The organism is Candidatus Spongiihabitans sp. (assembly GCF_965247905.1).
In the GTDB taxonomy this organism is placed as follows: domain Bacteria; phylum Pseudomonadota; class Gammaproteobacteria; order Arenicellales; family Poriferihabitantaceae; genus Spongiihabitans.
This window is the reverse complement of the sequence record NZ_OZ252047.1, coordinates 2586389-2613340: the sequence shown is the minus strand read 5'-3', so window position 1 is coordinate 2613340 and position 26952 is coordinate 2586389. Positions and strand designations below refer to the sequence as shown.

The 26952-nt window shown below is 51.1% G+C and carries 27 protein-coding genes and 1 other RNA gene; 20 read left to right on the top strand and 8 right to left on the bottom strand.

Going from position 1 to position 26952, the window contains the following annotated elements; translation table 11 throughout:
* The first annotated feature begins 156 nt into the window (after positions 1–156).
* From grpE to tsaB, 7 genes are all read left to right on the top strand, one after another.
* Positions 157–873 (top strand): nucleotide exchange factor GrpE, encoded by a 717-nt coding sequence (gene grpE, locus ACP158_RS13425; protein ID WP_424946616.1) that lies wholly within the window; start codon positions 157–159, stop codon positions 871–873.
* 84 nt (positions 874–957) lie between these two features.
* Positions 958–2916 (top strand): molecular chaperone DnaK, encoded by a 1959-nt coding sequence (gene dnaK / locus ACP158_RS13420; RefSeq protein ID WP_424946615.1) that lies wholly within the window; start codon positions 958–960, stop codon positions 2914–2916.
* Between the two features lie 138 nt (positions 2917–3054).
* Positions 3055–4182, top strand: coding sequence for a molecular chaperone DnaJ (dnaJ, locus tag ACP158_RS13415; protein ID WP_424946614.1), 1128 nt, complete (start codon positions 3055–3057; stop codon positions 4180–4182).
* A gap of 116 nt (positions 4183–4298) precedes the next feature.
* Entirely contained in the window at positions 4299–4952 is a 654-nt protein-coding gene (locus tag ACP158_RS13410) for a restriction endonuclease (protein WP_424946613.1), read from the top strand.
* A 3-nt stretch (positions 4953–4955) separates the two neighbouring features.
* A complete protein-coding gene (locus ACP158_RS13405) occupies positions 4956–6506 on the top strand; it encodes an SAM-dependent methyltransferase (RefSeq protein ID WP_424946612.1) in 1551 nt (516 codons plus the stop codon).
* 251 nt (positions 6507–6757) lie between these two features.
* Positions 6758–8674, top strand: coding sequence for an ATP-dependent DNA helicase (locus ACP158_RS13400; RefSeq protein ID WP_424946611.1), 1917 nt, complete (start codon positions 6758–6760; stop codon positions 8672–8674).
* Positions 8675–8709: 35 nt separating this feature from the next.
* Positions 8710–9441, top strand: coding sequence for a tRNA (adenosine(37)-N6)-threonylcarbamoyltransferase complex dimerization subunit type 1 TsaB (gene tsaB / locus ACP158_RS13395; protein ID WP_424946610.1), 732 nt, complete (start codon positions 8710–8712; stop codon positions 9439–9441).
* A gap of 202 nt (positions 9442–9643) precedes the next feature.
* Here the strand turns inward: tsaB and ACP158_RS13390 are convergent, their stop codons facing one another.
* From ACP158_RS13390 to ACP158_RS13375, 4 genes are all read right to left on the bottom strand, one after another.
* Positions 9644–9766: a hypothetical protein gene (locus ACP158_RS13390; protein WP_424946609.1), complete on the bottom strand. Its 123-nt coding sequence runs from the start codon at positions 9764–9766 to the stop codon at positions 9644–9646.
* A 383-nt stretch (positions 9767–10149) separates the two neighbouring features.
* Entirely contained in the window at positions 10150–11145 is a 996-nt protein-coding gene (locus ACP158_RS13385) for a S1 family peptidase (RefSeq protein ID WP_424946608.1), read from the bottom strand.
* 205 nt (positions 11146–11350) lie between these two features.
* On the bottom strand, positions 11351–11566 hold the full coding sequence (locus tag ACP158_RS13380) for a hypothetical protein (RefSeq protein WP_424946607.1): 216 nt from the start codon (positions 11564–11566) through the stop codon (positions 11351–11353).
* Between the two features lie 42 nt (positions 11567–11608).
* Positions 11609–11776, bottom strand: a complete 168-nt coding sequence (locus ACP158_RS13375) for a hypothetical protein (RefSeq protein WP_424946606.1) — start codon at positions 11774–11776, stop codon at positions 11609–11611.
* A gap of 772 nt (positions 11777–12548) precedes the next feature.
* Between ACP158_RS13375 and acpP the strand changes: the two genes are divergently transcribed.
* The 10 genes from acpP (at position 12549) to ACP158_RS13325 (ending at position 22373) form a co-directional block, all read left to right on the top strand.
* Entirely contained in the window at positions 12549–12791 is a 243-nt protein-coding gene (gene acpP / locus ACP158_RS13370; protein ID WP_424946605.1) for an acyl carrier protein, read from the top strand.
* 618 nt (positions 12792–13409) lie between these two features.
* Entirely contained in the window at positions 13410–14618 is a 1209-nt protein-coding gene (gene fabF, locus ACP158_RS13365) for a beta-ketoacyl-ACP synthase II (protein ID WP_424946604.1), read from the top strand.
* A gap of 22 nt (positions 14619–14640) precedes the next feature.
* Positions 14641–15708: an endolytic transglycosylase MltG gene (mltG, locus tag ACP158_RS13360; protein ID WP_424946603.1), complete on the top strand. Its 1068-nt coding sequence runs from the start codon at positions 14641–14643 to the stop codon at positions 15706–15708.
* A complete protein-coding gene (tmk, locus tag ACP158_RS13355; RefSeq protein ID WP_424946602.1) occupies positions 15705–16421 on the top strand; it encodes a dTMP kinase in 717 nt (238 codons plus the stop codon). The genes mltG and tmk overlap by 4 nt, the downstream gene beginning before the upstream one ends.
* A gap of 5 nt (positions 16422–16426) precedes the next feature.
* On the top strand, positions 16427–17464 hold the full coding sequence (gene holB / locus ACP158_RS13350) for a DNA polymerase III subunit delta' (RefSeq protein ID WP_424946601.1): 1038 nt from the start codon (positions 16427–16429) through the stop codon (positions 17462–17464).
* 19 nt (positions 17465–17483) lie between these two features.
* Positions 17484–18257: a TatD family hydrolase gene (locus ACP158_RS13345; protein WP_424946600.1), complete on the top strand. Its 774-nt coding sequence runs from the start codon at positions 17484–17486 to the stop codon at positions 18255–18257.
* Positions 18258–18468: 211 nt separating this feature from the next.
* Positions 18469–18840, top strand: a complete 372-nt coding sequence (locus tag ACP158_RS13340) for a HesB/IscA family protein (protein ID WP_424946599.1) — start codon at positions 18469–18471, stop codon at positions 18838–18840.
* 116 nt (positions 18841–18956) lie between these two features.
* Entirely contained in the window at positions 18957–19256 is a 300-nt protein-coding gene (gene clpS, locus ACP158_RS13335; protein WP_424948472.1) for an ATP-dependent Clp protease adapter ClpS, read from the top strand.
* A 59-nt stretch (positions 19257–19315) separates the two neighbouring features.
* Positions 19316–21604 carry an ATP-dependent Clp protease ATP-binding subunit ClpA gene (gene clpA / locus ACP158_RS13330; protein ID WP_424946598.1) on the top strand — a complete coding sequence of 763 codons (2289 nt, stop codon included), beginning with the start codon at positions 19316–19318 and terminating at the stop codon, positions 21602–21604.
* 154 nt (positions 21605–21758) lie between these two features.
* Positions 21759–22373 carry a glutaredoxin family protein gene (locus ACP158_RS13325; protein ID WP_424946597.1) on the top strand — a complete coding sequence of 205 codons (615 nt, stop codon included), beginning with the start codon at positions 21759–21761 and terminating at the stop codon, positions 22371–22373.
* A gap of 44 nt (positions 22374–22417) precedes the next feature.
* On the opposite strand, the gene ACP158_RS13320 is transcribed toward ACP158_RS13325, so the two are convergent.
* From ACP158_RS13320 to smpB, 3 genes are all read right to left on the bottom strand, one after another.
* On the bottom strand, positions 22418–22561 hold the full coding sequence (locus tag ACP158_RS13320; protein WP_424946596.1) for a hypothetical protein: 144 nt from the start codon (positions 22559–22561) through the stop codon (positions 22418–22420).
* Positions 22562–22675: 114 nt separating this feature from the next.
* Positions 22676–23032, bottom strand: a transfer-messenger RNA (tmRNA) gene (gene ssrA / locus ACP158_RS13315).
* 56 nt (positions 23033–23088) lie between these two features.
* Entirely contained in the window at positions 23089–23574 is a 486-nt protein-coding gene (smpB, locus tag ACP158_RS13310; protein ID WP_424946595.1) for an SsrA-binding protein SmpB, read from the bottom strand.
* A gap of 148 nt (positions 23575–23722) precedes the next feature.
* Here smpB and ACP158_RS13305 point away from each other — a divergent pair, with 148 nt between their 5' ends.
* The 3 genes from ACP158_RS13305 to dksA all read left to right on the top strand — a co-directional run bounded on the left by ACP158_RS13305 (position 23723) and on the right by dksA (position 25109).
* Entirely contained in the window at positions 23723–24136 is a 414-nt protein-coding gene (locus ACP158_RS13305) for a type II toxin-antitoxin system RatA family toxin (RefSeq protein ID WP_424946594.1), read from the top strand.
* Positions 24133–24429: an RnfH family protein gene (locus ACP158_RS13300; RefSeq protein ID WP_424946593.1), complete on the top strand. Its 297-nt coding sequence runs from the start codon at positions 24133–24135 to the stop codon at positions 24427–24429. The genes ACP158_RS13305 and ACP158_RS13300 overlap by 4 nt, the downstream gene beginning before the upstream one ends.
* 230 nt (positions 24430–24659) lie before the next feature.
* On the top strand, positions 24660–25109 hold the full coding sequence (gene dksA / locus ACP158_RS13295; RefSeq protein ID WP_424946592.1) for an RNA polymerase-binding protein DksA: 450 nt from the start codon (positions 24660–24662) through the stop codon (positions 25107–25109).
* Positions 25110–25149: 40 nt separating this feature from the next.
* On the opposite strand, the gene aceK is transcribed toward dksA, so the two are convergent.
* On the bottom strand, positions 25150–26916 hold the full coding sequence (aceK, locus tag ACP158_RS13290; protein WP_424946591.1) for a bifunctional isocitrate dehydrogenase kinase/phosphatase: 1767 nt from the start codon (positions 26914–26916) through the stop codon (positions 25150–25152).
* Between the last annotated feature and the right edge of the window lie 36 nt (positions 26917–26952).

The window sequence follows — 26952 nt, the reverse complement described above, 5'->3', positions numbered from 1 at the left end:
TTTTAGTCGCGGAGTGCTCCGGCTTCGCGGATGCATGGCCGCGTGTCATGCGCGGTTAGCCTTGCGCTTTTGAACTCCATCCCCATATTTCGCGATAGCCGTCCAGTACTATTTTTCAGCCAAATCATCAGCCAAATCATCAGCCAAATCATCAACATGAGTCGAAAGTCCGCAAAATCCCACCACCCACTCGAGCAGGATTCCCTCGAGCATACCCCCGAAGATTCCAGCTCGCCGGCGCAAGCCGCGGATGAATCAACTGCGCGCAAAGCCAGCGATAAAACCCGTGATGATAAAACCCGTGATAAAGAAGGTGAGGATGAAAATAATGACGCGCCCGGTGATGTTTCTAGTCACGATGCGCACGCGGACTTGATTGAAAAATTGGTGGCCGCGCACAACCAGATTAATGAATTGAAAGAGGATTATATTCGGGCTAAAGCCGAAATGGAAAATATTCGTCGGCGCAGCCAGAATGAAATAATATCGGCGCGCAAATACGCCATCGAAGGATTCGCTCAGGAATTACTCAGTGTTGTTGATAGTCTGGATCAGGCGACCAGGGTGGAGATGGACCAGCCAAACGCAGAAGCCGCCATTAATATGAAACAGAACATGAAACAGAATATGAAACAAGGGCTGGCATTGACCCTGAAGCAGTTTGACCAGGTAATGGAAAAGTTTGGCGTTATCGCGGTGGCGGCAGAGACTGGGGTGAAGTTTAATCCCGAAGTGCATCAGGCGATTAGCGTGATTGCGAGCGACGCGGTCGCGCCTGAACATATTGTGAACGTGATCCAAAAGGGTTTTTCCTTGAAAGACAGGTTATTGCGTCCAGCCATGGTTGTGATTGCTAAAAGCCCCGAAAAATAGTGAAAAATCACTTGTTATTCAATCGTTAACCCTTATATCAAAGTCAGTTATTACAAGACCCAGGTTTATAGAGGAGCCTAAAAAATGTCAAAAATTATAGGTATTGATCTTGGCACTACCAATTCCTGCGTTGCCGTGGTGGAAGGCAGCACGCCCAAGGTTATCGAAAACAGTGAAGGTGATCGCACCACGCCATCCATCGTCGCGTTCACGAAAGACGGAGAGGTATTGGTTGGACAATCGGCCAAACGTCAATCCGTCACTAACCCGGAAAATACGATTTTCGCGGTTAAGCGTTTAATCGGACGTCAGTTCGATGAAGACGTGGTGCAGCGCGATATGGACTTAATGCCGTATAAAATCATTAAAGCCAAAAATGGCGATGCCTGGGTAGAGGCTGGCGGCAAACAAATGGCTTCACCAGAGATCTCAGCGCGAATACTGCAGAAGATGAAGCAGACGGCTGAGGACTATCTGGGGGAAAAAGTGACCGAAGCGGTGATCACCGTGCCCGCGTATTTCAATGACTCTCAGCGTCAGGCGACCAAGGATGCGGGAAAAATCGCCGGCTTGGAAGTCAAGCGCATTATCAACGAGCCCACCGCCGCAGCCCTGGCTTATGGCATGGACAAGTCCAGGGGAGATCGGAAAATCGTGGTCTATGATTTAGGCGGCGGCACTTTCGATATTTCGGTTATCGAGATTGCGGAAATCGAAGGCGAGCATCAATTCGAGGTACTGTCGACCAATGGCGATACTTTCCTCGGCGGCGAGGATTTCGACCGCCGCCTGATCGATTACCTCGCTGACGAGTTCAAGAAGGATCAGGGCATGGATTTGCGCGGCGATCCGCTGGCGATGCAACGGCTTAAGGAAGGCGCGGAAAAAGCGAAAATCGAATTGTCTTCCAGCTCTCAAACCGAAGTCAACCTGCCGTATATCACCGCGGACGCCAGCGGCCCGAAGCATTTGAATATGAAATTAACCCGTGCCAAACTGGAATCCCTGGTCGATGATTTATTGCAGCGCACTCTGGGACCTTGCAAAATCGCTTTGCAGGACGCGGGCATAAAAGCCTCTGAAATCGATGATGTCATACTGGTCGGCGGGCAAACGCGGATGCCCAAAGTCCATGAAGTTGTTGAAAACTTTTTCGGCAAGGAAGCGCGCCGGGATGTGAACCCCGATGAAGCGGTGGCAGTGGGTGCCGCGATTCAAGGCGGCGTGCTGGGCGGCGATGTCAAGGATGTGTTGTTGCTGGACGTTACGCCGTTGTCGTTAGGAATAGAAACGCTGGGCGGCGTGATGACCAAGTTGGTCGAGAAAAACACCACCATCCCAACCAACGCCAGCCAGATATTTTCGACTGCGGACGACAACCAGAACGCGGTAACCGTGCATGTGCTGCAGGGCGAGCGTGAAATGGCGAGCGGCAACAAGTCGCTCGGCCGATTCGACCTGACCGAGATTCCGGCGGCGGCGCGCGGCATTCCCCAAATCGAAGTCTCGTTTGATATCGATTCCAACGGCATTCTGAATGTGTCGGCGAAAGACAAGGTCACCGGCAAGGAAAACAAAATTGTCATTAAATCGAGCTCTGGATTGTCCGACGACGAAATTAATGAAATGGTTCGGGATGCTGAAGAGCATGCTGATGAAGACAAAAAAACCAGAGCGTTGGTTGATGCGCGCAATCAGGGCGAAGCCCGGATACACGGTGTCAGGAAATCTCTGGATGAACTGGGCGATAAAGTTGAGGCTGCGGAAAAAGAAAGCATCGAGTCTGCAATTTCAGCGCTTGAACAAGCGCTAAAAGAGGATGACCTGGCAACCCTGACCGCTAAAACCGAAGCATTGACCCAGGTATCCCACAAATTAGCGGAGCAGATGTATGCCCAGGCTCAAAGTGATCAATCTGGCGATCAATCCGGCGGCGGTGATCATGATGGCGACCAAGCCGATGACTCCGCCGATGATGCCAAGAGAGATGACGTCGTCGATGCCGAATTTGAAGAAGTCGATGATGAGGACAAAAAATCCTGAATACATTATGCATCAATGCCCATAAATAAATAAGCGAAAATAAATAAGCATGCAAAAGCGGGGCCATGACCCCGCTTTTGCTTGTCGCAACTTTATGTCACAACTTGGTATAGACGCATCGCGCATTCAACGACAACTATGTCAAAAAGAGATTATTACGAAGTTCTGGGCGTGAGCCGGGATGTCAGCGACCAAGACCTGAAAAAGGCCTATCGCCGCCTGGCGATGAAGCATCATCCGGATCGTAATCAAAATAGCGCGGAGTCAGAAGCCAAGTTCAAGGAAGCCAAGGAAGCGTACGCTGTTTTGGGGGATGCGCAGAAACGCGCGGCCTACGACCAGTTTGGCCATGCCGGGATTGATTCCGCCAGTGGCATGGGCGGCGCTGCTGCAGCGAGTGGTTTTGGGGACATATTCGGGGACATATTCGGGGATATCTTCGGTGGCGGCGCGGCCGCTGGTCGGCGCAGAAATCGTGGCTCAGATTTGCGCTACCGGTTGAACCTGACCTTGGAAGAAGCGGTGATGGGCGTAGAAAAACAAATTCGTGTTCCGAAGAGGGTAAATTGCGCGACTTGCGATGGTTCCGGCTCGCGACCGGGCGCGCAAGCTAAAACATGCGATACCTGTCATGGACAGGGCCAGGTAAGAATGCAACAGGGATTTTTCTCGACGCAACAGACTTGTCCGCATTGCCAGGGGCGCGGCAAGGTAATTTCCGACCCATGCGCAACGTGTCGTGGGCAAGGGGTGGTCAAGCAGGAAAAAACCCTGTCCGTGAAAATTCCCGCGGGTGTGGATGACGGCGATCAAGTGCGGTTGTCCGGGGAAGGCGAAAGCGCCGGTCAAGGCGCATCGCCCGGGGATTTGTATGTCCAGGTCAGGATGAAAAAGCACGCTATATTTGAACGGGATGGGGATAATTTGTATTGCGAGGTGCCGGTTAGCTACGTCAAATTGGCATTGGGCGGCGAGTTGGAAATACCCACATTATCCGGTCGCACGAAGTTGAAAATTCCGGCTGAAAGCCAGTCAGAGCGAGTTTTCCGGTTGCGCGGCAAAGGGGTGCGTAATGTGCGCAGTGGCAATCAAGGATATTTGGATTGCAAAGTGGTTGCGGAAACCCCGGTGAATTTAACCAAGGAGCAGAAAAAGCTATTGCAGGATTTTGAAAAAAGCCTGGCCGTGGGCGGAGATCGACATTCTCCGCGCAGCAGTTCATGGACCGGTAAGATAAAGTCTTTCTTTGATGCGCTGGTGCCTTGAAATTGAATCTGCCCGCGCTGATTAAATTACCTGGAAAACTGAATTTCTGGTTTTTGCTTAGGGTTTCAGCGGCGCATAGGTGAACTTATCTGCAAAACACATAAACAGAAAGAAAGATGAAACCAAAATTGACAATAGATAAGTTACAAGAAGAAGCATCAAGATTTGCAGAGAACGAATCCTCTTGTGAGGAGCCTACCCTCTATGGTGTAACTGATGGGAAAGCAGTGGGTACATACCTTGAGCATAAATTCACGACCCACCTTGCTGACATATACGATTATGAGCAAGGTAATTCTGCATCTGGAATTGATCTTCCTGGACTAGAGGTTGATATAAAAACAACCAGCATTAAACAACCGCAATCATCCTGTCCGTTCAAGTCTGCCTCTCAGAAGGTTTTCGGTTTGGGATACCATCTGCTTATATTCGTCTATGAAAAGTCTGATAATCACGAAAATAAAACCGGTCGTTTAAACATGCAACATGCAATATTTGTAGAAAAAGAGCGTACAGCTGATTTTCAAATCACAAAGGGAATACTAGATATCTTAGAAAGAGACGGGAACAAGGATGATATTATTGCCTTTATTAGCGAGAGAAACCTACCTATAGATGAAATCGGAGCAAACCAACTTGCAGATAGAGTCTTAGAATCTCCACCAGCACAAGGCTACTTAACAATTTCAAATGCGCTTCAATGGAGACTTCAATATAGCAGGGTTATTCAAGAAGCTGGAACTATATCTGGTATATTGAAGGTTCGATGAATAATGGCTAGGAAATCTATAGGTAAGAGGCAGTATGGTGATTTTCAAACGCCAATTAATCTCGCTGACAAAGTAGTTGAAGTACTAAAACGAAACCACAACATTAAACCTGAAATTGTTATTGAGCCCACTTGTGGAAAAGGAGCGTTTGTTTGTGCGGCTAACGAAGGATTTGGGCATTCTCATATATTTGGTTATGAAATAAATAAAGAGTATGTTGATGAAGCTACTTCATCATTAAATGCTATTTCCTCTACTAATCATGTTTCAATCAAACAGGCCGATTTTTTTGATACTGATTGGAAAAAAATACTTTCTGAGTTGAGCGGGTATATTCTCATAATCGGAAATCCCCCTTGGGTTACAAGCAGTGAACTGAGCATTCTCAATAGTAAAAACCTCCCTGAAAAATCGAATTTTCAAAACCGTAAAGGGATTGAAGCTATTACTGGTTCAGGAAATTTTGATATTTCAGAATGGATGCTGCTACAGCATGTTAATTGGCTTTCAAATTGCGACGGAGCAATTGCTTTCCTATGTAAGTATGCTGTTGCACGTAAAGTAATGAGACAAGTTAGGCAGGGTGGAGAGCATCGTTTTTTTGGGCATATTTATCTAATTGATGCTAAAGCATATTTTGATGCATCAGTTGAGGCGTGTCTTTTTATTCTTACGACAGATGCTGGAAATGTCGATTGTGAGGTTTACGAATCATTAGACTCAACTAAGCTTTCTCGTATTATTGGAGAAAGAGATGGATGCATCGTTAGTAATGTTAAAGTTTATAAGAAATGGAGACATTTAAAGGGACAAGATCCGCATTATATTTGGCGATCTGGTATCAAACACGATTGCTCAAAAGTCATGGAATTGGAACCTGCCAAGGGAGGATTTAAGAATGGACTAAATGAAACCTTTGTGCTTGAAAATAATTATCTATATCCTCTCTTAAAAAGTTCTGATGTGGGAAATGGGCGAATTACTTCTTACAGGAAGGTAGTATTAATAACTCAGAAAACGGTAGGTGAGGAAACATTATCCATAAAGAGAATCGCCCAAAATACATGGAAATATCTATTAAGTCATAGAGAGTATTTAGATAAAAGAAAAAGTTCAATTTACAGGAATAAACCAGAGTTTTCCGTATTCGGTATTGGCCCATACACATTTAAGGATTGGAAAATTGCAATTTCAGGATTCTATAAAAAATTAAAATTTAATCTTGTTGGACCGCTTGATGGAAAAACTGTAGCATTTGATGACACTGTTAATTTCTTGTCTTTTGATACAGAGGCAGAAGCACGATTTATTTTCCGTCTAATTACCTCAGGTCCTTCACTGGAATTTCTGGAATCAATGATATTTTGGGATGAAAAACGTCCCATTACCGTAGAAATTCTAAGAAGACTGTCATTAAAAGCAGTAGCTACAGAGCTGGGTGAATTTAAGCAATATAAACAATGGATTGAAGTACAATCATATACTGCTACTGGTCAATTAGAATTGGGGATAGCAGAGAAAAAATCAAATTATCAAGTTCGGGTGAGCAGCTAACAAACGCATGCACTTGGACAAAATAAAGCTACACCGCTTCGCTCTGCACCTTTATTTAGCTGATGATGCGAAACGTTGCGTACAAAAGGAGAAACCATCGTGCTAAAAGAAAAGTTACCCTCTTGCAGAATATTCTTATATTAGGACACCGAGTATAGGTTTAACGAAAGCATGTACTTAAATTCAAACTCGTGCTGTTTCCTCAAGAATAAACATGTATTAGGTGTAAAAAATAGACGGTTAAGCTTTTAATGTCTGAAAGTTACAACGTGTTGGCAGCCGGCGGGTTGTTTCACCAGCAGATCGGAGACTTCACGCCAAGATTGGCGCAGCAAGAGATGGCCCAGGCGGTTGAGGATGCGCTGGCTTTTTCCGGCCGGCTGGTGGTCGAGTCCGGCACCGGCACCGGCAAGACCTATGCCTACCTTGTTGCCGTGGTGCTCAGTGGAAAACGCACGATTATTTCGACCGGCACCAAACATTTGCAGGAGCAGATTTTCAAGCGTGATCTTCCGGTGGTGCTCAGCGTGCTTGATGAAACTGTCAGCGCGCAAATGCTGAAAGGGCGGGCCAATTATTTGTGCCGCTATCGCCTCAAATTGAACAGTCAGCAAAGCGATTTGGTGGACCAGGCAAATCAACTTGAATACGATGTGATCGATAAATGGGCGGCGCGGACGAAATCCGGCGATATTGCAGAAGTTTCCGATGTGAATGAGGCTTCTCCAATATGGAAACAGGTCACGTCGACAACGGATAACTGCCTCGGCGGGAAATGCCCGGACTACAGAAACTGCTTTGTCAATCAGGCGCGGCAGCGCGCCATGAAGGCCGACATCGTGGTGGTGAATCATCATCTGTTCTTTTCTGATTTGACCCTTAAAACCGAGGGATTTGGCGAGTTGTTGCCCGACCATGAGGCGGTGATTTTTGATGAGGCGCACAGCGTCCCCGATATTGCGTCGCAGTTTTTCGGGTTTTCATTGTCCAGTTTTCAATTAAAGGAGTTGACCAAAGATGTATTGGCGGCAAAAAAAGAGGAAAAAAGCGCAGTGGATTTTAGCGTTTGTATTCCTGCTCTGGAAAATCAAATCGATAAAATTCAGGGATATTGCAAGCGGCTTAAAAATTCCGCGGCAATCCTGGCCGATTTAAAAAACGCCAAATTCGATGAATTGCTTGAATCCTTAGCGACAAGGCTGGACCACCTGCAAGATGCCTTGACCCTTGCCGCGCCGGCCGGTGAGGGCTTGTCGCGTTGCCAAAATCGTTGCTTGCACATTCAAAGTCAACTGGATCGTTGGCGGGAAGATCGTGACCAAAATTCCGTGTGCTGGCTGGCGGTTGAAAAATCCTGGTTCAGAATGAATGTAACGCCGCTTAATGTCGGCATTCATTTTTCAAAATTTATTGAAAACGCTGGCAACCCTGGTGTGGCGTGGATTTTCACCTCCGCGACTTTGGCGGTGGAGGATGATTTTACCGCGTTTTGCAGCGAGATTGGTTTGCAGAATGCGGAAACTCGGCGCTGGGAAAGCCCGTATGATTTTCAACAAAACGCGATGATGTACCTGCCCGCGGAACTGCCCGACCCCAGGGAATCAAATTTCGCATCGGCATTGGCGGCTGCCATACGGGATGTGACTGAGGCCAGCAACGGACGGGCATTTTGCTTGTTCACCAGTCACGCCATGATGGAAAATGTTTATCAGTTGCTGCATAGCAATTGCAAATGGCCATTGCTGGTGCAGGGACGGGCGGCAAAACAACAACTGCTGGAACAATTCCTGCAGTCTGAAAATGCGGTTTTGTTGGGCACCTCAAGTTTCTGGGAGGGGGTTGATGTCAAAGGCGAGGCGCTGAGCTGCGTCATCATCGATAAACTGCCGTTCGCCCCGCCTTCAGATCCGGTATTGAAGAGCAAGTTGCAGCATAGCGAGGAGCAGGGCGGCAATCCGTTTATGGATATTCAAATTCCCAATGCGGTGATCGCGCTGAAACAGGGAGCCGGGCGGTTGATTCGCTCCGAGACCGACCGCGGAATACTGGTCATTTGTGATCAGAGGATGACCACGAAAGCCTATGGCAGTCTGTTTTTGAAAAGCCTGCCGCCGATGCCGATAACCCAAAGCCTGTATGATGTGCAACGATTTTTTGCGGCATGTTGATGCCTCAGATCGACAACATTGGCTGAATACAATCCATGAAAATACTTGCCATAGACACCGCGACCGAAGCTTGTTCCGTGGCTCTATTAATCGGTCAGGAAATTATTCAGAAATATGCGCTCAAGTCCACTATGCCGTCCACCGGGCAGTCCGCCGCACATTCAAGATCGGTATTGCAAATGGTGGATGAATTGCTGCAAAAATCAAGCTTCAGCCTGGGCAATTTGGATGCCATTGCGGTGAACACCGGGCCGGGGTCGTTCACCGGCGTCAGAATCAGTTTGGGTGTGGCCCAGGGGTTGGCTTATGGCGCGGACTTGCCGGTTATTGGCGTTTGTTCGTTGGCCGTGTTGGCCGCATCGATTGATAGCGGCGTGGTGTTGCCGGCCATTGATGCGCGCATGAATCAGGTTTATTGCGGGATCTATGAAGTCACTGAAAGTTCTAAGCCGATTCAACGGCATCGCCCGGTGGTGGTTGATCCGGGCTCGATTCCATTTACGGTGAACAAATCCGCCTGCGGCTTAGGCAGCGGTTGGGATGTTTATGGCGATGCCATTATTGCGGGCATTGGACACAGCGAAATAAACCGCTTGTCGGCGCGCTACCCGCAAGCAAAATATGTAGCCAAAGTCGCGCAGCAATCGGGCCTGGAGTCGGCGGTGGCGCCCATGCAACTGCAGGCAACTTATGTCAGAAATGACATCGTTGGGTCACCAAAGCGGTCGGCTATTGTCGGTCGAGGCGTTACCGGCAAGCGGGCATGAGCGGTTTAGTCTGAGCCCCCGCGGGGGTCGGACCAACCGTTTTCCGGACTGTCTGCTTGAACAGGCGTGCGCGGCATTGAAGACACCGCTATGAATTCCAGTCCTCTATGAAGAGCCGCTGCGTGGCCGCCGTGAACCAACCACTGGCCGACTGCCCAACTTGCTGCAACACCTGTCCGGGTTCACCACATATGAGACAAAATCAGGTCGCCAAGGTAGGTTGCCGATAATACGCCATCGGCGTCATTAAATCCAAACTATCGTGTGGTCGGCAATGATTATAGGTCCACTGGTAATGGACCAGTTCCTGGTTGATCGCGGTCACCTTCAACGACCCTCGGAAGTGAGGCTTCAGCCTCGCCAAGCCATTGCAAATGGCGGGACTCAAGTCCCACTTCCGAGATGGGCATGAGTGCCGGAAGTGAGGCTTCAGCCTCGCCAAGCCCATTGCAAATGGCGGGACTAAAGTCCCGCTTCCGACGCCGCCGGACTGACCTGCTTTAAGCGCACCAGCCGGGCCAGGTTACAGACTCTTATGTGTCTGAGCCCGAACACTTTTGTCACATAGATATTGAGCCAAGATAAAGGCTGGATAAGCTTTCTGCGTTTGTAGTCTGTTTTCAGTTTGCACGCGCTGAATCGCGATCGCCGCCCGGAATCAACGACCATAGCGCGCATGCAGACCAAACGCGCTGCGCCCGGAACGCATCAATCCGCGCTTTGATGCGCGACTTTGCGGCTGGTCAAGAACTGCAGTATCGACTCGGCGTGGACGCCGAGCCCGACATTCAAAAACTGGTGTTCCTTCTTATCTGTGCTTTTGCCCTGGCCCGGGACTGGCGGGCTGAAGCCCAGCGGATAGTGGCGGGTGTGCGACTGCAACGCCCACACCACGCCTTGCGCATCCACAATCGGGCCGCCGCTCTGCCCCATCAGCCCGGGCGAGGAGGTCTCGATGAACTTGCCCGGCGTGCGCTCATCCGCCCCCGGCATCGGCGCGATCACGACCCGGGTGAAGATGCCCTCCAACGGAAACAGCGGTAGCGGCACCGCGCCCTGCGGCAGCACGAAGGCGTTCTTTTGCTGGTCGAACGTCGGCTTGATCTCGTGGAACGGGAAGCCGAGCCGGCACAAACTTCGTCCGGGCGCGTAGTCCGTGGCCGGATTCTTGAACGCCGGATAATGCGCGACCGAGTCCGGGTCAAACGGCTGCAATCGGCCCAGCGCCAAATCGGCGCCCGGCAGCACGCTCAAGTCGCGCAACTGCGCGCCGTCGCGCCCCCACCACACGGAATGATTGCGCACCGAATCCTTGGACGGCCGCTGGAAAGTGCGCACCTTGGATTTGCGATAACGTTTGTCGGCCACGGTGTCCTGCTCCAGTTTGCGAACCTCGTCGCCATAAGCGCTGTGTTTCATGCTGCTGTCCTGCTGTCGCTGAATCTCCTTGATTAAGTGCGCCGAAGTCAGAATCCAACCATCGCGATTGACCACCACGCAAGCCCCGATCGTGCTCTTGCACTCGCCCTGGTCCGAGCGGCTGGAAATCACCACCGGCAAGGTGAAACAGCTGGCGATACTATAGGCTTTGGCAAACATGGTTTTCGTGTTTCGTGACGCGGTTTTTTGCGCGGCGTCGCCCGCGTTCAGGCGCAAGTTCAGGCGCAAGTTCAGGCAACGGCATGCAACGGCGCAGTATGCCATGTTTAGGGTTGGTTGGGTTGTGGTTTATGGAAAACGGCGAGCAATTTATTGCATTGCCCTACGATTGAAAAATACGGGCATTATGCGGACGTTGTATAGGCTCAGGCACATGATTCACTTGAATCACAGGCGACCGCCCAATGCGGATTAACAGCGAAGCGCCTCAAATCCTGTGACCGCCAAGGATTAGGGCCGGCCCTGAGCCTCAACGCGGTCGGGCGCATTCCGGCTGGCGGCGTTTGATGGCTGGACCGGTCAAGCCCAACGGCACCGGTTCCAGGGCCACGCCAAGCTTTGCAATATGGATGCGCTCCAGGCGGCCGGCCCGGTCGCCGAGCTTACTGCCTTGAAAGCCCGCAGCCGCGCGGCCAGCGGGAACGCCAAGGACTTCTTGCCGCCTTATCGAACCAGCGTGGTTCAAAATCCGCTCGCTGCAAGCCGATGGCGGCAGCGAGTTCCGGGATCAGCTTGAGTACGCCTTATCGAACCAGCGCGGTTCAAAATCCGGCCGCTGCAAGTCGATGGCGGCGGCGGGTTCCGGGACGAGTTTGAGCACGCCTGCGAGGCCTTCCGCCGCTGTCGCGCCGCCGCCTGACAAGCCGGCATGGAACGGTTGCGTCGAGCGCGCCAATGCGGCCGTTATGCGCGCCGGCGGCGGCATGAACGTTGGCGGCGACCGCAATCAACCCGGAACCCGCCCGTTGCCCGCGGATCTATGATCATTGCCGACCGCACGATGGTTTGGATTGGCGCCGCCGATGGGATGGCGCGCTATCGGCAACCCGCCTTGGCCGCCTGATTTTGTTTCATATGGGGTGAACCCGGACAAGCGTTGCGTGGCCGACCTGCGTCGTGCATGTCAGCAGGCAAGACTTTTTTCACAGCCAAGAATAACTCAACCAAAATATCCTTATGCTATACAGGCGCCTAAAATGACTGATTTGCCTGTTCAATATCTCAATGGGCGTTGCGCCTTTGTTGCGCGATGCGCTGGTTCCTTGTTTGCCGGTCGCCGTCAGGGGATGGCGCGAAATCGCGGCTCCTGCTGGCGTGCGGCCCGGGGAGCAACAAGATGAATACTACTTGCGCAGCGCTTGCTTTATTGTTAGTGATTGGCGTATCAACTGCAGGGTCTGCTTTTGGAGACAGTCATGCAACATGATTTGTTGAATCCAAGGACCTATACAATGGATTGATTATTTGTAAAATATCAAATAAAATTCAAATAGTTAGCTATTAACATTAAGGCAAGGCTTGATAATATTCCGTTCTAAAAACTAGCAAAAAAACTAAAATCAAGCAATCTTTATTGGACTTGCCCCTTGCTATTGTTTACTATCCATCGCTCAAAAAATTATCCAATGACCCGAACACCTACTCATTATCTGGAGGCTAAAACTCGAATGAACACCATTGAAGAACGTGTAAAGAAAGTTGTTATTGAACAGCTTGGTGTAAGTGAAGATCAAGTTACCTTGGAGGCGTCTTTTGTGGATGACCTCGGGGCCGATTCGCTTGATACCGTAGAATTGGTTATGGCATTGGAAGAGGAGTTCGACGCTGAAATTCCTGATGACAAGGCCGAAAGCATTACCAAAGTAAAAGATGCGGTCAATTACATCAAGGCGACAGTCCCCGACGCATAATCAATCAGCCTTGATTAATTTGCCAGAATCAATTTTATGTGGGCAAACTTGTCAGCATACATGCCGAATATTCCGCTTGAACTGACCTAACAGTTTTAGTGAAGGGCTTCAAGCCGTTGCCTTGCATCAGGTAGCGGTTTTTTGCATTATGTTCGGGCTCAGACACATAAGAGACTGTTAACTTGGCCCGGCTAGTGCGCTTAAAGCAGGTCAGGCCGGCGGCGTCGGGAGCGGGACTTTAGTCCCGCCATTTGCAATGGCTTGGCGAGGCTGAAGCCTCACTTCCGAGGGCCGTTGAAGGTGACCGCGATCAACCAGGAACTGGTCCATTACCAGTGGACCTATAATCATGCCGACCACACGATAGTTTGGATTTAATGACGCCGATGGCGTATTATCGGCAACCCACCGTGGCGACCTGATTTTGTCTCATATGTGGTGAACCCGGCCACATTATGGCGAGTGTCGTGCTTATCAGGTAGTATACAGGGCCGCCACAAACGCGAATAAATGCAAAAATTCCGTCTTGTATAATATCATCCTGAAAAATCAACCTGAAAAATTAAAATATCGATGAGCAATCGACCCAGGCGCGATAGGCGTGTCGTAGTGACTGGCATGGCGGCCATAACCCCGGTTGGAATTGACTTGACCGAATCCTGGCAAGGGATGCTGCAAGGCAAAAATGGCATTGCTGCTATCACCCATTTTGATGCGTCTTCGTTTCCCTGCACGTTTGCCGGCGAGGTCGATAATTTCGCGCCGGGCGACTATTTACCTGAAAAAACGGCAAGAAAAATGGATCGGTTCATGCAATTCGGTCTGGTCTGCGGCAACCAGGCGATAGAGGATTCCGGGCTTGAAATATCCGCAAGCGATGCGCATAGAGTCGGTGTTTATATCGGCTCTGGCATTGGCGGGGTCAACACCATCGAAGCGACCACAAACCTGTTCCGGGAAAAGGGCGCGGGCCGCATATCGCCCTTTTATATTCCCATGACCATCACCAATATGATCTCGGGGAATCTATCCATCGCCCATGGTCTCAAGGGTCCAAATCTGTCCATGGTAACGGCTTGCAGCACCGGCACCCATGCCATTGGCGAGGCTGGTCGACTCATTGAATACGGCGATGCCGATGTGATGGTGGCCGGCGGCGCCGAAGCGCCCATCTCGCCTACGTCACTGGCGGGATTTTCCGCAGCCCGGGCCTTGAGCCGCCGCAACGATGATCCCGAATCCGCAAGCCGCCCCTGGGATATCGGTCGCGACGGTTTTGTAATGGGCGAGGGCGCCGGGGTTTTGGTGCTGGAAGAATATGCTCATGCCAAAGCCCGTGGCGCGCGCATGTATGCGGAACTTACGGGCTTCGGCATGAGCGGCGACGCGTATCACATGACCAGCCCGTCGCCGGGCGGGGAGGGCGCGGCGCGCTGCATGGACAACGCGCTTCGCAACGCCGGGCTCAATCCCGAACAAATCGACTATGTCAACGCTCACGGCACTTCCACCCCGCAGGGCGATATCGCCGAGACCCTGGCGCTCAAATCGACCTTCGGCGACCAGGCAAAAAAATTAGCCATCAGTTCCAACAAATCCATGATCGGCCACTTGCTGGGCGCGGCCGGCGGGGTTGAAGCGGTCATGACCGCGATGTCCATCCACCATCAGGTCATCCCGCCCACCATCAATCTGGTCGAGCAAGACCCGCAGTGCGATCTGGATTTCGTGCCGAATCAGGCGCGCGACGCCAAGGTCGGCGCGGCGTTGTCCAACTCCTTCGGTTTCGGCGGAACCAACGGCACGCTGGTGTTCAATGCCGTCTAACGAGGAGGACAAAACGGCCGCATTGGCGTGGCCAGAACGATGGGGGCGATGGCGGCGATGGTTCGCCCCGCTCACGGCGCAAGCCAAAGCACGGCCTGTTGCATGCGCCGCCGGGGGGGTCGTTATGGTCTTCGTGGTCGGCCTCTTGTGGGCGATAAACCGCCCGCTTGATTTCGGCGACCAGACTTGGGTGATCAAACCCGGCGACACCCTCGGCCAGGTGGCGACGCAACTGGTGGAGCGCGATGTCATCGCACAAACCGCGCTGTTGAAACTTCTCGCATACCGCGGCGACCGCGGCCGACGGATTCGCTTCGGCGAATACCGTTTCCCGCCGGGCACCTCGCTCAGGGAATTTTTGCAGCGCATCGTCCGCGGCAAGGGCCGAGTCGGCATCAAGGTGACCATCCTCGAAGGCTGGACTTTCTCGCGCATGCGCGCGCACTTGCGCGATGCGCGCAAGCTCAAAGCAGATACCGCCGGCATGAGCGACCAGCAAATCATGGCCAAACTCGGGCATGCGCAACTGCATCCGGAAGGGCGGTTTTTCCCGGACACCTACACCTACACCGCCGGCGAGAGCGACCTGTCGATTTACCGCGAGGCTTTTGAGTTGATGCAGAAAAAACTGGATTACGCATGGGAAAACCGCGACGACGATCTGATTCTCGCCGACAAAGACGAAGCACTGATTATGGCTTCCATCATCGAGAAGGAATCCTGGGTCGCCGAAGAGAAGCGCAAGATCGCCGGCGTGTTTTACAATCGCTTGAAAAAAAAGATGCGTTTGCAAACCGACCCCACGGTGATTTATGGACTGGGCCCGAAGTTCAACGGCAATCTCACCCGCGCCCACCTCAAGGCCGACACGCCGTATAACACCTACACCCGCAACGGCTTTCCGCCGACGCCCATCAGTTTGCCCGGCGACGACTCCCTTGCGGCGACCATGCACCCGGAGCACACCGACGCCTACTATTTCGTTGCCAAAGGCGGCGGGCTGCATCAATTCTCGGTAACCCTGGCGCAGCACAACAAGGCGGTTTGGGAGCATATTCGCCGCGCAAGACGCAACAAAAAAACCCAATGAAAGGCGCGTTCATCACCATCGAAGGCCCCGATGGTTCGGGCAAAACCACGCTGATTGACCATCTGAAAACTTGGCTAACGGCGAAAAAAATTGATGTTATCGCCACCCGCGAGCCCGGTGGAACGCAATTGGGCGAAGTGTTGCGAAAAATCTTGCTTGACGACCATGACCACGATCATGATCATGGCGACCAACATGATGCCAATACAAGGATACGCGCACGGATAAGTGATCAAGCCGAGCTGATGTTAATGTTTACCGCCCGAATGCAGCATCTGCACGAAGTAATTTTGCCGGCCATGGCCGCGGGTCGTTGTGTGCTTTGCGACCGATTTACCGATGCGACTTATGCCTATCAGGGAGGCGGGCGAGGAATCAGCGAGCGGCGCATCCAGCAACTCGAAGATTGGGTGCAGCAAGGATTGCAACCGGACCTGACCATCATGCTCGATGTGCCGATTGAAGTGGGTTTGCAACGAACAAAAAAACGCGGCATCATGCGGTCCAGCGGGCGACCCGGCGGCGATCGATTCGAGCAACAACAACTTGACTTCAAGGAAGCGGTGCGTCAGGCTTATTTGCGGCGCGCGGAAAAATATCCGCAAAGAATAAAGTTGATCGATGCGACCCGGAGTATTGGCGAAGTGCAAGATGATTTGACCGCGCAGGTTGAGGCGTTTTTAACCGCGCCGCGCGGCGCCCGACAAGGATGATCTTTTTGTGGCAACAGTCTGATTGGCGGCGGCTCACCCGGCACAGGAATAAACTGCATCATGGCCTGTTAATCAACGGACCACTCGGCATCGGCAAACTGGAATTTTCCTTTGAACTGTGCCAATACCTTTTATGCCATGCAGTTTCAGAAGAAAACAACGAGCCCTGCGGACAATGCCAAAACTGCCGCCTGTTCAATGCCGGGACGCATCCCGACTTTCATGTCCTGACCAGTGAATTGGAATCCGCCGAGGGTCGGCTATCGCTGCTGACCGATTACAGCAACCGTTATCTGGATAGCCGGGAGAGAGAAAAGAAGACCAAGCACAGCCGGGTTATTGCCGTTGACCAGGTGCGAGAATTGATCGAGCGGTTTTCAACCCATGCGCATATTTCGACCACAAAGGTCGCCCTCATCTTGCCCGCGGACTGCATGAATATTAATGCGGCGAATGCGCTGTTAAAACTGCTTGAAGAACCGCCGCCGGATTCGATGTTGGTGCTGGTTACCGCCACGCCTAGCCACCTACCCGCAACCATTCGCAGCCGCTGCATGACGCATACGCTTGCCGCGCCCGACGCAAAAACCGCGGCCGACTGGCTGGCGCAAAACCTCGCCGCGTCATCACGCGAGCAAATTGATCTCGCATTAACCCTGGCAAATGGCGGGCCGCTGGAAGCGCGGCGATTATCCGACAGCGGATTTCTGCAACACCATCAAAATTGTCTTAAAGGTTTTGCCGGGGTGGCGGCCAAACGGGTTAACCCGATTGAGTTTGCAGGTCAACTGAACAAACTGGAATTTGAGCAAGTCTTGGCATGGTTTCATCGATTCGTTGCCGAGTTGGCAAAATTTTGCGTCACCGGCGTCGAACCCTATTGGATGGAAAGCGTGCGCATGGACACCCAAAATGTCTCGGTTGAAAGGCTGTGTGGCCTGTATGATAGAATTAGTTACTACCGCCGCATCGCTCGGGGGCCGGTGAATGAACAGCTTGCCATCGAGGATTTGGCGCTCGCATTTCAACGAATTGTGGTCTAATAATGCAGGCGGGACGAATATGCAACTGGTCGATTCTCATTGTCATATCAACTTCGAGGCGCTGTCGCAAGATATGGACGGATTGCTGGCGCGGGCGCGGAATAATAATGTTGACTATATGCTATGCGTATCCGTCAATCTGGAGGATTATCCGCAGATTGAAAAACTTGTCGCAAACCATGCCAATATTTTTTCATCGGTCGGCGTGCACCCAAACGCAACCGACTGTCATGAGCCAAGTTGCGAGGAGCTTTTGCGACTGGCTGAAAATCCGCATGTAGTCGCCATCGGCGAGACCGGGCTGGACTATTTTAGAAGCGAAGGTGAATTAAGTTGGCAACGCCGGCGTTTTGAAAACCACATTGAAGCCGCAAAAATCTGCAACAAACCGCTGATCATCCATAGCCGATCTGCGGCAGAAGATACCATGCAACTGCTGGAATCCAACGGAGCGGAGTCATGCAGCGGGGTGATGCATTGTTTCGGCGAAGATTGGCGTACCGCAAAACGCGCGCTGGACCTCGGTTTTTACATTTCATTTTCGGGCATCGTGACCTTTAAAAATGCTCAGGCATTAAGGGACGTGGCGAAAAAAGTGCCGTTGGACAGAATGTTGGTGGAAACCGATTGCCCGTATCTGGCGCCGGTTCCCATGCGCGGGAAAACCAATGAACCCGGCTTTGTAAAACATACGGCGGAATTGCTTGCCCAGTTGCGCGCCATCCCTTTGGCGGCGTTAGCCGAGGCCACAACCGAGAATTTTTTCCAACTATTTTCCACTGCAAGCAGGTAATCAGGTAATATTGATGCCGCAACCTATCATTCGGGGTTGCCGATGGCTTGATATGGGATACAATGTCGCTACCGGATACATGACTTTTCGAAGCCTTTCAATCGTCATCACCATCGTCATCCATTGAGTTATCACTATGAGTTATAGGCTATTATTGATAGATGGCAAACGTGCCAGAACTAAAACGAGGTAATTTATGAGGTAATTTGTTATGAACGAATATAACCAGAACCTGACCGAATCGGACCTGACGGTCACCGAGACCGCGAGAAACAAAATAGCGGGTTTGATCAATGACACCAATGGAGAGGTTTCCGCGGTGCGTATTTACGTTTCAGGCGGCGGCTGTTCGGGGATGAATTATGGCATGACCTTTGCCGAAAATAGCGAGATTAATGATAGCACGATGACCGGGGAAAACAGTTTTAAACTGGTGATTGATCCCATTGCGTTAAGTTTTCTCGCAGGCGCGGAGATCGACTATGCGGACGACGGCGTCAACGCTACGTTTGTGTTCAACAATGTATTCCAGGCCGTCGGCGGTAGCGGTTCATGCGGCGGCTGCGGCGGCGGCGCTTCCTAAAATCAGCGCTTGCAGGATTACTCATAGTCGAGCCATATCAGGCAAGTTTTGCTATGCAACACTATCGATTCAAAACGCCGTTTAATAGCGCGGGTGAGCACTCGGATCAGGGAACCATGACCGGCACCGGTTTAGTTGCGGAAAAAACGAAACTAAAGCCTAAAAAACCGCCGCTGTATAAAGTGTTGTTGTTGAATGATGATTACACGCCGATGGAGTTTGTGGTGATTTTGCTGATGCGATTTTTCGGCATGCATCAGCAACAAGCCGAACTCGTCATGGTTCATGTGCATACCAAGGGCGTGGGCGTATGCGGGGTGTTTCCAAAGGAAATCGCCGAAACAAAGGTGCGTATGGTCACTGATTTCGCCAGCGAGAACCAGCAGCCATTGCAGTGTACAATGGAAAAAAACTAATGGGAAAAAAACTAACGTCTAACCGCTTGGGTCGAACCATTTGGCCGGAGTCTTAATCAGTGCTTTCAGAACAACTGGAAATCGCCTTGGGAAACGCCGTCACGCTGGCGCGCAAGGAGCGCCATGAGCTCATTACTGTTGAGCATTTGCTGTATTCGCTGCTCAACGATAGGGAAACAAGAAGGACTATCGTTTCATGTGGCGGAGATATCGAAGCGCTTAAAAAATCCCTGGCGCACTACCTGAACAATGAAGTTCCATTAATTCCCGAGGATGAGGAGCCGTTGCCTGGGCTGGGTTTCCAGCGGGTGTTGCAACGCGCGATTATGCATGTGCAAAGTTCCGGGAACAAGAAGGTCAAGGGCAACAATATTTTGGTAGCCGTTTTTAGCGAAAAGGAATCCTACGCGGTTTATTTTCTGAGTCAGCAAGAAATCACCAGATATGATGTGGTCAATTACATTGCCCACGGCATCACTAAAATCCCGGAAGGCAAAATCCCGGGAGGAGACCGTTTGCCCGCGCCGGACGAAGACGAAACTTACGATCATGACCATGATCATGACCAACCGGAATACGATGCCGAAAGCCCGCTACAGGCTTATACCCTGAACCTCAATCAACTCGCGGTTGACGGTAAAATAGACCCGTTGATCGGCCGACAAAAGGAGTTGGAAAGAACGCTTCAAATATTATGCCGCCGGCGCAAGAACAATCCTTTGTTCGTCGGCGAAGCCGGAGTCGGCAAGACCGCCATCGCCGAAGGCCTGGCGCGAAAAATAGTCGAACATAAGGTGCCGAAGATATTATCGGAATGCACTATCTATAGTCTGGATATGGGGGCGTTGTTAGCGGGCGCGAAATATCGGGGGGATTTTGAGCAAAGATTGAAAGCCGTGCTGAAGGCATTGGATAAGACGCCGGGATCGATTTTATTTATCGATGAGATTCACACCATCATCGGCGCCGGCGCGGTTTCCGGTGGGACGTTGGATGCTTCCAACCTGCTAAAACCGATGTTGGCGTCCGGAGAATTGAAGTGCATCGGCTCCACCACCTATCGCGAGTATCGCGGCATTTTCGAAAAGGATAGAGCGTTGTCCCGCCGATTCCAGAAAATCGATATTGTCGAGCCAACCGTCGATGAAGCCGTGGATATTTTACGCGGCTTGAAGAGTCGATTTGAACAACACCACGAGGTAAAGTACACCCAACCTGCATTACGGTCTGCGGTTGAGCTTTCGGCGCGTTACTTGTCTGAGCGCCAGCTTCCCGATACGGCTATAGATGTCATCGATGAGGCGGGCGCAAAAACGCGGCTGAGCGATGAAAAATCACGCAAGAAAACCATCGGGGTCAAGGAAATCGAAAACATGATTGCGGACATCGCCCGCATTCCGCCCAAGCATGTTTCGGCGTCTGATTTGAAATCATTAAAAACCCTGGAACGCGATCTTAAACTGGTGGTGTTTGGCCAGGATGCGGCGATCAGCGCGCTGGCATCGTCCATCAAGATGACCCGGGCCGGGATGGGCAATGCCGACAAACCGATTGCTTCTTTTCTGTTTTCCGGGCCCACCGGCGTGGGCAAGACCGAAGTGACCAAGCAACTCGCCAATGCCTTAGGGATAGAATTTATACGATTTGACATGTCCGAGTATATGGAGCGCCACACGGTTTCCAGGTTGATTGGCGCGCCGCCGGGCTATGTTGGATTTGACCAGGGCGGATTGCTTACCGACTCCATCAACAAGCATCCACATTCGGTTTTGTTGTTCGATGAAATTGAAAAAGCCCATCCTGATGTTTTTAATGTGTTGCTGCAAGTCATGGACTACGGCAGTTTGACCGACAACAATGGCCGCAAATCCGATTTTCGCAACGTCATCATAGTGATGACAACCAATGCCGGGGCGGTGCAGTCGGCACGAGAAACCATGGGTTTTGTCACCCAGGACCACAGCGCCGATGATATGGAAGCGATTAAAAAAGCGTTCACCCCGGAATTTCGGAATCGGCTGGATAATATCATTCGCTTTAATGGACTTGATAATAAAACCATTATCCATGTGGTCAGGAAATTTATTTTGGAACTGGAGCAACAACTCGCGGAAAAAAATGTGGGGTTGGAAGTGGATGACGCCGCGGTCGATTGGCTGGCCGAAAAAGGCTACGATTCAGCGATGGGCGCGCGCCCCATGGCCAGGGTCATCCAGCGGGAGATCAAGCAACCGCTCGCCGAAGAGTTGTTGTTTGGAAAATTAGCCAAGGGCGGGCAGGTTGCGGTGACCGTGGATAAGGAGACAGGGGATAAGGATAAGTTGGGATTTAATATCACGCGTGGTTAATTCAGCGCTGCGTATATTTTATGCCAGACGGCTTCAGGATGATCATTGAACCGGATTACGCATCCCCTCTTTTTCTGCATTAGGTAACGAAGATGCTCAAGCAAGCGGTGGTTAAGTCGCGCACAATGCCAAAACCTGATCGGAGCATGAAACCGTGACCCGGCCGGTCGATGTGACCGTTTATCGCTGGGCCGGGCAATGGGGGCCATTCAAGGTCTCGATTCCCTGCGGCGAATGCGCGCTCACCGAGGATGTCATTGTCGATACCTTTGACCATGAACTGAAGGGCATCGCGTTCAATCTTGAACTGCGCGACTGGCTCAGCCACTGGTGGAAACCGCTGCCAAAAGGCGGCTGGCATGCGCCGATTGTCATGGTCGAGGGGCGCATCATCAGCCAGGGCAGGGCATTGAACCGCGGCGTCCTCGCCCAAGCGGTGATCGAAGCCCACGCCCTGCGCTGCGAAGTCGCCAGCGATGTGCTGTTTGGCAAGCAAAGCTGTCCGCACTGCGTGCGCGCCAAAGGCTATCTGGACGAGGCCGGAATCGAGTATGTCTATCACGATGTCGTGCGCGAGCCGCGCGCGTTATATGAAATGCTGGCGCGGGTGAAGCCGATCATCGGCCCGAAATCGCCGGTGACGGTGCCGCAAATCTGGCTGAATGGCGCCTATGTCGGCGGCGCCGATGAACTGGCTGAAATCCTGAATAGGGAGGTGGTCGCCAACACCGACCGCGGTCAGTGCTCGCTCTCGCTAGGGCGGTTGTAGCCGACTCGACGATGCGGCTTCACGGCACACTGACCCAGCGTGCTTCAAATCCAATCCGGTGCTTGTTCGCACGGAATGTTCTGTTGTTCCAGCATGATCGGAACATTGTCATCCGCTTGGTAATGAATGTCGCCGTTTTGCGTGATTCTCGCTAGTTGCAAAGACGTGGGCTTGGAGCCATCAGCCATCAAGGGCTTGCAACTTGCCCTGCTCGATCAACTGGCTGACCTTATTCGGCCAGGCCATTTTTTTTAGGCCATTTTTTCAGGCGATAGCGCCCATTCAATAATGGTGGGCAATAATGGTGGAGGTGGCGGGAATTGAACCCGCGTCCGTAGATCCTACACACATCGGCGACTACATGTTTAGTCTGCGCTTCAAATTAACCGATTTGCCAGTCGGCAGACGAACTTGCAAATCGGCGAGCCCGATTGGTTTTAACCGTCAGTTAACGGGCCGAACTGACTGGCGAGCCTTTATAAGATGACCTTTCCAGCCTCAGCCTAAAAGCGAACCAAGTGAAAGGACTAACCGACTTAAGCGGCTAGTGCGTAGTTGTCGTCGTTAGCAACTAATGTTGTGTAGCTGGATTTACGAGGAACTCTACACCTCGACATGCTCCGATGGTTTCGCGACCGACGTCGAAGCCAGTCACCCCCATAAACGCCGATTATAACAAAATAATAATGCGCGCGGCAACAAAATTTCGCCTCGCTCATTGCTTCAAAAGGCGATGCTTCTGACGATCCCAATCGCGTTGCTTCGCGGCTTGACGTTTGTCATATTGCTTCTTGCCTTTGGCCAGGGCGATTTTTAACTTCGCCCGGCCGCGCTGCCAGTATAAACTGAGCGGCACGATGGTGTAGCCGTCGCGCTCGGCGGCGCCGATCAGTTTGTTGATTTCCCGGGCATGCAGCAGCAGTTTCCTTTTGCGAGTCGGCAGCGGATTAACATGGGTGGACGCCGATGCCAAGGGCGCGAAATGAGCGCCGAGCAAATAGATTTCGCCTTTATAAACCGAGACATAACTCTCTTTGAGTTGCGCCCGCCCATCGCGCAGGCTCTTCACTTCCCAACCTTCCAGCACAATGCCCGCTTCGTATTGATCCTCAATGGTATAGTCGTGCCGCGCTTTTCGGTTAAGCGCGATGGTGTTGGAGTCGCTGCCTTTTTTCTTTTTGGTTGCGGTTTTTTTTGCCATTTTTTTCAAGGGGTAAATGCGGTAGATCGGTAATCAAGCGCGTCGCTAACGCTTAAAGTATAATCCACAAATCAAATTTTTGTCTGGAATGGTTGTTACGATGTTTGCCGTTCAGCGTTCAGCGTTGGTTATGCACAGTGCCGGGAATATGTTCACATTGGTTAATGATGTGGCGCGATACGCCGAGTTTTTGCCGTGGTGCGGCGGCTCTGAAGAATTAAGCCGTACCGAACATGAAGTTATTGCTTCAATCACCATCGCCTTCAAAGGCGTCAACAAGACATTTACAACCAAAAATCAATTGATCGGCAATGAAAAAACGGTGCTGACGTTGATTGATGGACCGTTCAGCGCGCTTTCAGGGGTTTGGGAATTTACCCCGTTGGCGGAGCATGCCTCGAAAATCAGTCTTGACCTGGAATTTGATTTTCCCAGCCAGGTAATCGGCAAGGTGATTGGTCCGGTGTTTAAGATAATCGCAAATTCCATGATTGAATCATTTCGCAACCGAGCGGATGAAATATATCCGCAACATGGGCAACATGGGCAACACGAAGCATGACTGAACTGCATATCAGCGTCGTGTACGCGCTTGCAGATAGGCAAGAAGTTGTGAGAATCCGCTGTCCCCAGGGCACCACCATCCGTCAGGCGATTCTTCAATCCAAGGTCTGTGATAAGTATCCGGAGATCGATCTGGAATCCCGGGAGGTCGGGGTGTATGGCGTAAAACAGAGTTTGGATTTCAACTTGTCTAATCACGACCGGGTTGAAATCTATCGTTCATTGCTAATATCGCCCACGGAAGCACGGCGGCTGCGCGCACAATCCAGGCACAATAGCCAGGCACAATAAATAGGCCATTCAGTATTTTAGCCCGCATTTGGCCGCCAATTATTTGAGGTTTTCAATGACCAAAAAAAGGGGGAATCAAAAAGCGCGAGTCTTAACGCTGGCATTGCAAAGTTATGCGGCTTTTGGTGTAATGCCATCCTAATTTTTCGACCTTGGCTTATCAATTGGCCAGAATGTATTTATAATCTTTTCATTTAGCAATAAACTGGATTTCCATGGTAACAAAGAACATGACGACAAAGAACATGACGACAAAGAAAGGGCATGAATTACTAATTCACGGCATCAAACCCTATCGACTAAAAAAATCCGAGAAATACATGGCCGATGCTCAGTTAGCGCATTTTGAAGCCATACTCAAGGCCTGGCGCGAACAGCTCGCCGACGAGACTTCACGCACGGTCAACAACATTCAGGATGAAACCGCTAATCACCCGGATCCAACCGATCGCGCGAGTCAGGAAACCGACATGGCTCTTGAATTGCGCGGACGCGACCGCGATAGAAAACTGATCAAGAAAATCGAAATCTCGATTTCGCAATTGAGTTCTGGCGACTTCGGTTACTGCGAAAATTGCGGAGAGGAAATAGGCTTTAAGCGTCTTGAAGCGCGCCCTACCGCAAGTCTTTGCATCGATTGCAAGACGCTGGACGAAATCCGCGAAAAGCAACTTTCCTGATACCAGCGGTCCTGATTAAGCAGCCTGTTTAGGGGTTGAGTTAACTGCCTGTGTTTGGGTATTTGGCAGGGTATCGCTTGCAAAATCTTATTTCCTGGCGATAAGGAAATACATCATGGCGTTTTTTCGCAATCAGATCATGTTGTATTTTTTTCCAGTAATCAGGCTGCAGAAGATCTGAATGATGAGCCAGAAACCGCTCCCTGACTTTGGGGTGATTGACCACGAATTGCTTGAATTGCTTGGGGAAAAACTCATCCTCGCCGATGTAGAACCAAGGTTCCGGCGACAGTTCTTCTTGCTCGGATTTAGCATGCGGCATTGACCGAATCTTTATTTCCGTCATCAGGCGGATTTCATCATAATCATAGAAAATAACCCGGCCATGTCGAGTAACGCCAAAGTTTTTTAATAACATATCACCGGGGAAGATATTTGCCGCAATCATTTCCTTTATCGCGTTGCCGTAGCTTTTGATGCTCTGTTCAATCATTTCATCGTCCGCGTTATCCAGATAGATATTAAAGGGCGCCATCCTGCGCTCGATATACAAGTGTCGAATAATGACGATGCCTTTTTCTATGACCATGCTGGATGGAATCGTTGCTTTTAATTCCTCCAATAACTCATCGGAAAATCGGTGTATCGGGAAGGCGACATGGGAAAATTCCAAAGTATCCGCCATCCGTCCAACCCGATCGTGCATCTTAACCAGTTGATATTTTTCCTTAACCGTTTCGCGGTCGATATTTTTCGGCGGCGCGAAACGATCCTTGATGACCTTGAAAACGAACGGGTATGACGGCAATGTGAACACGCTCATCACCATGCCCTTAATGCCCGGCGCGGTCACCAACTTATCGGCGGAATGTTCCAGATGATATAAAAATTCACGGTAATACAGTGTCTTGCCTTGTTTTTGAAAACCAATCGCCGTGTAAATATCGCCGCGACTTTTGGTCGGCAAAATGTTTTGCAGGAAGGCGACCAGCCCGGCCGGCACGCGCGTGTTGACCATAAAGTAGGCACGGGTGAAGCTGAAAATTAGCGCCACATCATCCGCGTCCGTGAGCACGGTATCAACATACAATTCACGGTCATCGGCCAACAGCAGGGGAATCACAAAAGGCTGTTGCTCGAATCCAATCAGCGCGCGCCCGACGACATACGCCGCCTTGTTGCGATAAAATAATGCCGACACCACCTGCAATTGCCGATGTGGCATCGGCCTTACCCCGGTATCCAAATAGGGTTGGAAGTTTTCGGTCAGGAGGTCGAGATCGCGCTCAAAATTTTGCCACCTGCAATTCAAACCGAAACTGTTTAATATTGCGTTGAATGTTGAGCGCAGCCCCCCATTATAATCATCGGCATCGGGGTAATAACTCGTATAAGCCGGATCTTCCATATCCAGAAAATCCGTGGCCGTGCCGGGCTTGACAAAAATATGACGATTGTTGAAATACCGTCGATCAAACAACCGGCAAAAAACCGAGTTATAAAAACTCTCGGCAAGTTCAGGTTGCTTGTGCTCATACAACAACCACATATACTGGCGCTTCACGTCTTGCCAGTACGACTTGTCGAGTTCCTCGATATTCAGGTTGTTCTTAACGTATTCGACAGTTTCACTGACGCGTAAATCGTAAAAGTAGATGCGCTTTTTCCGGGCTTGTACTTCGCCTTCCCAGTCGGCGGTTTCGAAGCGCTGTTTTGCCGCTCGGGTAATTTTCTGAAATCGAATGAAATGGCGGTTAAAACCATACAGAATGGTTTCCGCAACTTGTTTGACCAGATCCGCGCTCATAGCCTGCGCCGCCCATCAGCATGGCGACATGACCGC

What these genes read in the sequence shown, in the direction of transcription:
- grpE (WP_424946616.1), top strand. Translation starts at nt 157, where the DNA reads ATGAGTCGAAAGTCCGCAAAATCCCACCACCCACTCGAGCAGGATTCC.
- dnaK (WP_424946615.1), top strand. Translation starts at nt 958, where the DNA reads ATGTCAAAAATTATAGGTATTGATCTTGGCACTACCAATTCCTGCGTT.
- dnaJ (WP_424946614.1), top strand. Translation starts at nt 3,055, where the DNA reads ATGTCAAAAAGAGATTATTACGAAGTTCTGGGCGTGAGCCGGGATGTC.
- ACP158_RS13410 (WP_424946613.1), top strand. Translation starts at nt 4,299, where the DNA reads ATGAAACCAAAATTGACAATAGATAAGTTACAAGAAGAAGCATCAAGA.
- ACP158_RS13405 (WP_424946612.1), top strand. Translation starts at nt 4,956, where the DNA reads ATGGCTAGGAAATCTATAGGTAAGAGGCAGTATGGTGATTTTCAAACG.
- ACP158_RS13400 (WP_424946611.1), top strand. Translation starts at nt 6,758, where the DNA reads ATGTCTGAAAGTTACAACGTGTTGGCAGCCGGCGGGTTGTTTCACCAG.
- tsaB (WP_424946610.1), top strand. Translation starts at nt 8,710, where the DNA reads ATGAAAATACTTGCCATAGACACCGCGACCGAAGCTTGTTCCGTGGCT.
- ACP158_RS13385 (WP_424946608.1), bottom strand. Translation starts at nt 11,145, where the DNA reads ATGGCATACTGCGCCGTTGCATGCCGTTGCCTGAACTTGCGCCTGAAC.
- acpP (WP_424946605.1), top strand. Translation starts at nt 12,549, where the DNA reads ATGAACACCATTGAAGAACGTGTAAAGAAAGTTGTTATTGAACAGCTT.
- fabF (WP_424946604.1), top strand. Translation starts at nt 13,410, where the DNA reads ATGGCGGCCATAACCCCGGTTGGAATTGACTTGACCGAATCCTGGCAA.
- tmk (WP_424946602.1), top strand. Translation starts at nt 15,705, where the DNA reads ATGAAAGGCGCGTTCATCACCATCGAAGGCCCCGATGGTTCGGGCAAA.
- ACP158_RS13345 (WP_424946600.1), top strand. Translation starts at nt 17,484, where the DNA reads ATGCAACTGGTCGATTCTCATTGTCATATCAACTTCGAGGCGCTGTCG.
- ACP158_RS13340 (WP_424946599.1), top strand. Translation starts at nt 18,469, where the DNA reads ATGAACGAATATAACCAGAACCTGACCGAATCGGACCTGACGGTCACC.
- clpS (WP_424948472.1), top strand. Translation starts at nt 18,957, where the DNA reads ATGACCGGCACCGGTTTAGTTGCGGAAAAAACGAAACTAAAGCCTAAA.
- ACP158_RS13320 (WP_424946596.1), bottom strand. Translation starts at nt 22,561, where the DNA reads ATGGCTGATGGCTCCAAGCCCACGTCTTTGCAACTAGCGAGAATCACG.
- smpB (WP_424946595.1), bottom strand. Translation starts at nt 23,574, where the DNA reads ATGGCAAAAAAAACCGCAACCAAAAAGAAAAAAGGCAGCGACTCCAAC.
- ACP158_RS13305 (WP_424946594.1), top strand. Translation starts at nt 23,723, where the DNA reads ATGTTCACATTGGTTAATGATGTGGCGCGATACGCCGAGTTTTTGCCG.
- ACP158_RS13300 (WP_424946593.1), top strand. Translation starts at nt 24,133, where the DNA reads ATGACTGAACTGCATATCAGCGTCGTGTACGCGCTTGCAGATAGGCAA.
- dksA (WP_424946592.1), top strand. Translation starts at nt 24,660, where the DNA reads ATGACGACAAAGAACATGACGACAAAGAAAGGGCATGAATTACTAATT.
- aceK (WP_424946591.1), bottom strand. Translation starts at nt 26,916, where the DNA reads ATGAGCGCGGATCTGGTCAAACAAGTTGCGGAAACCATTCTGTATGGT.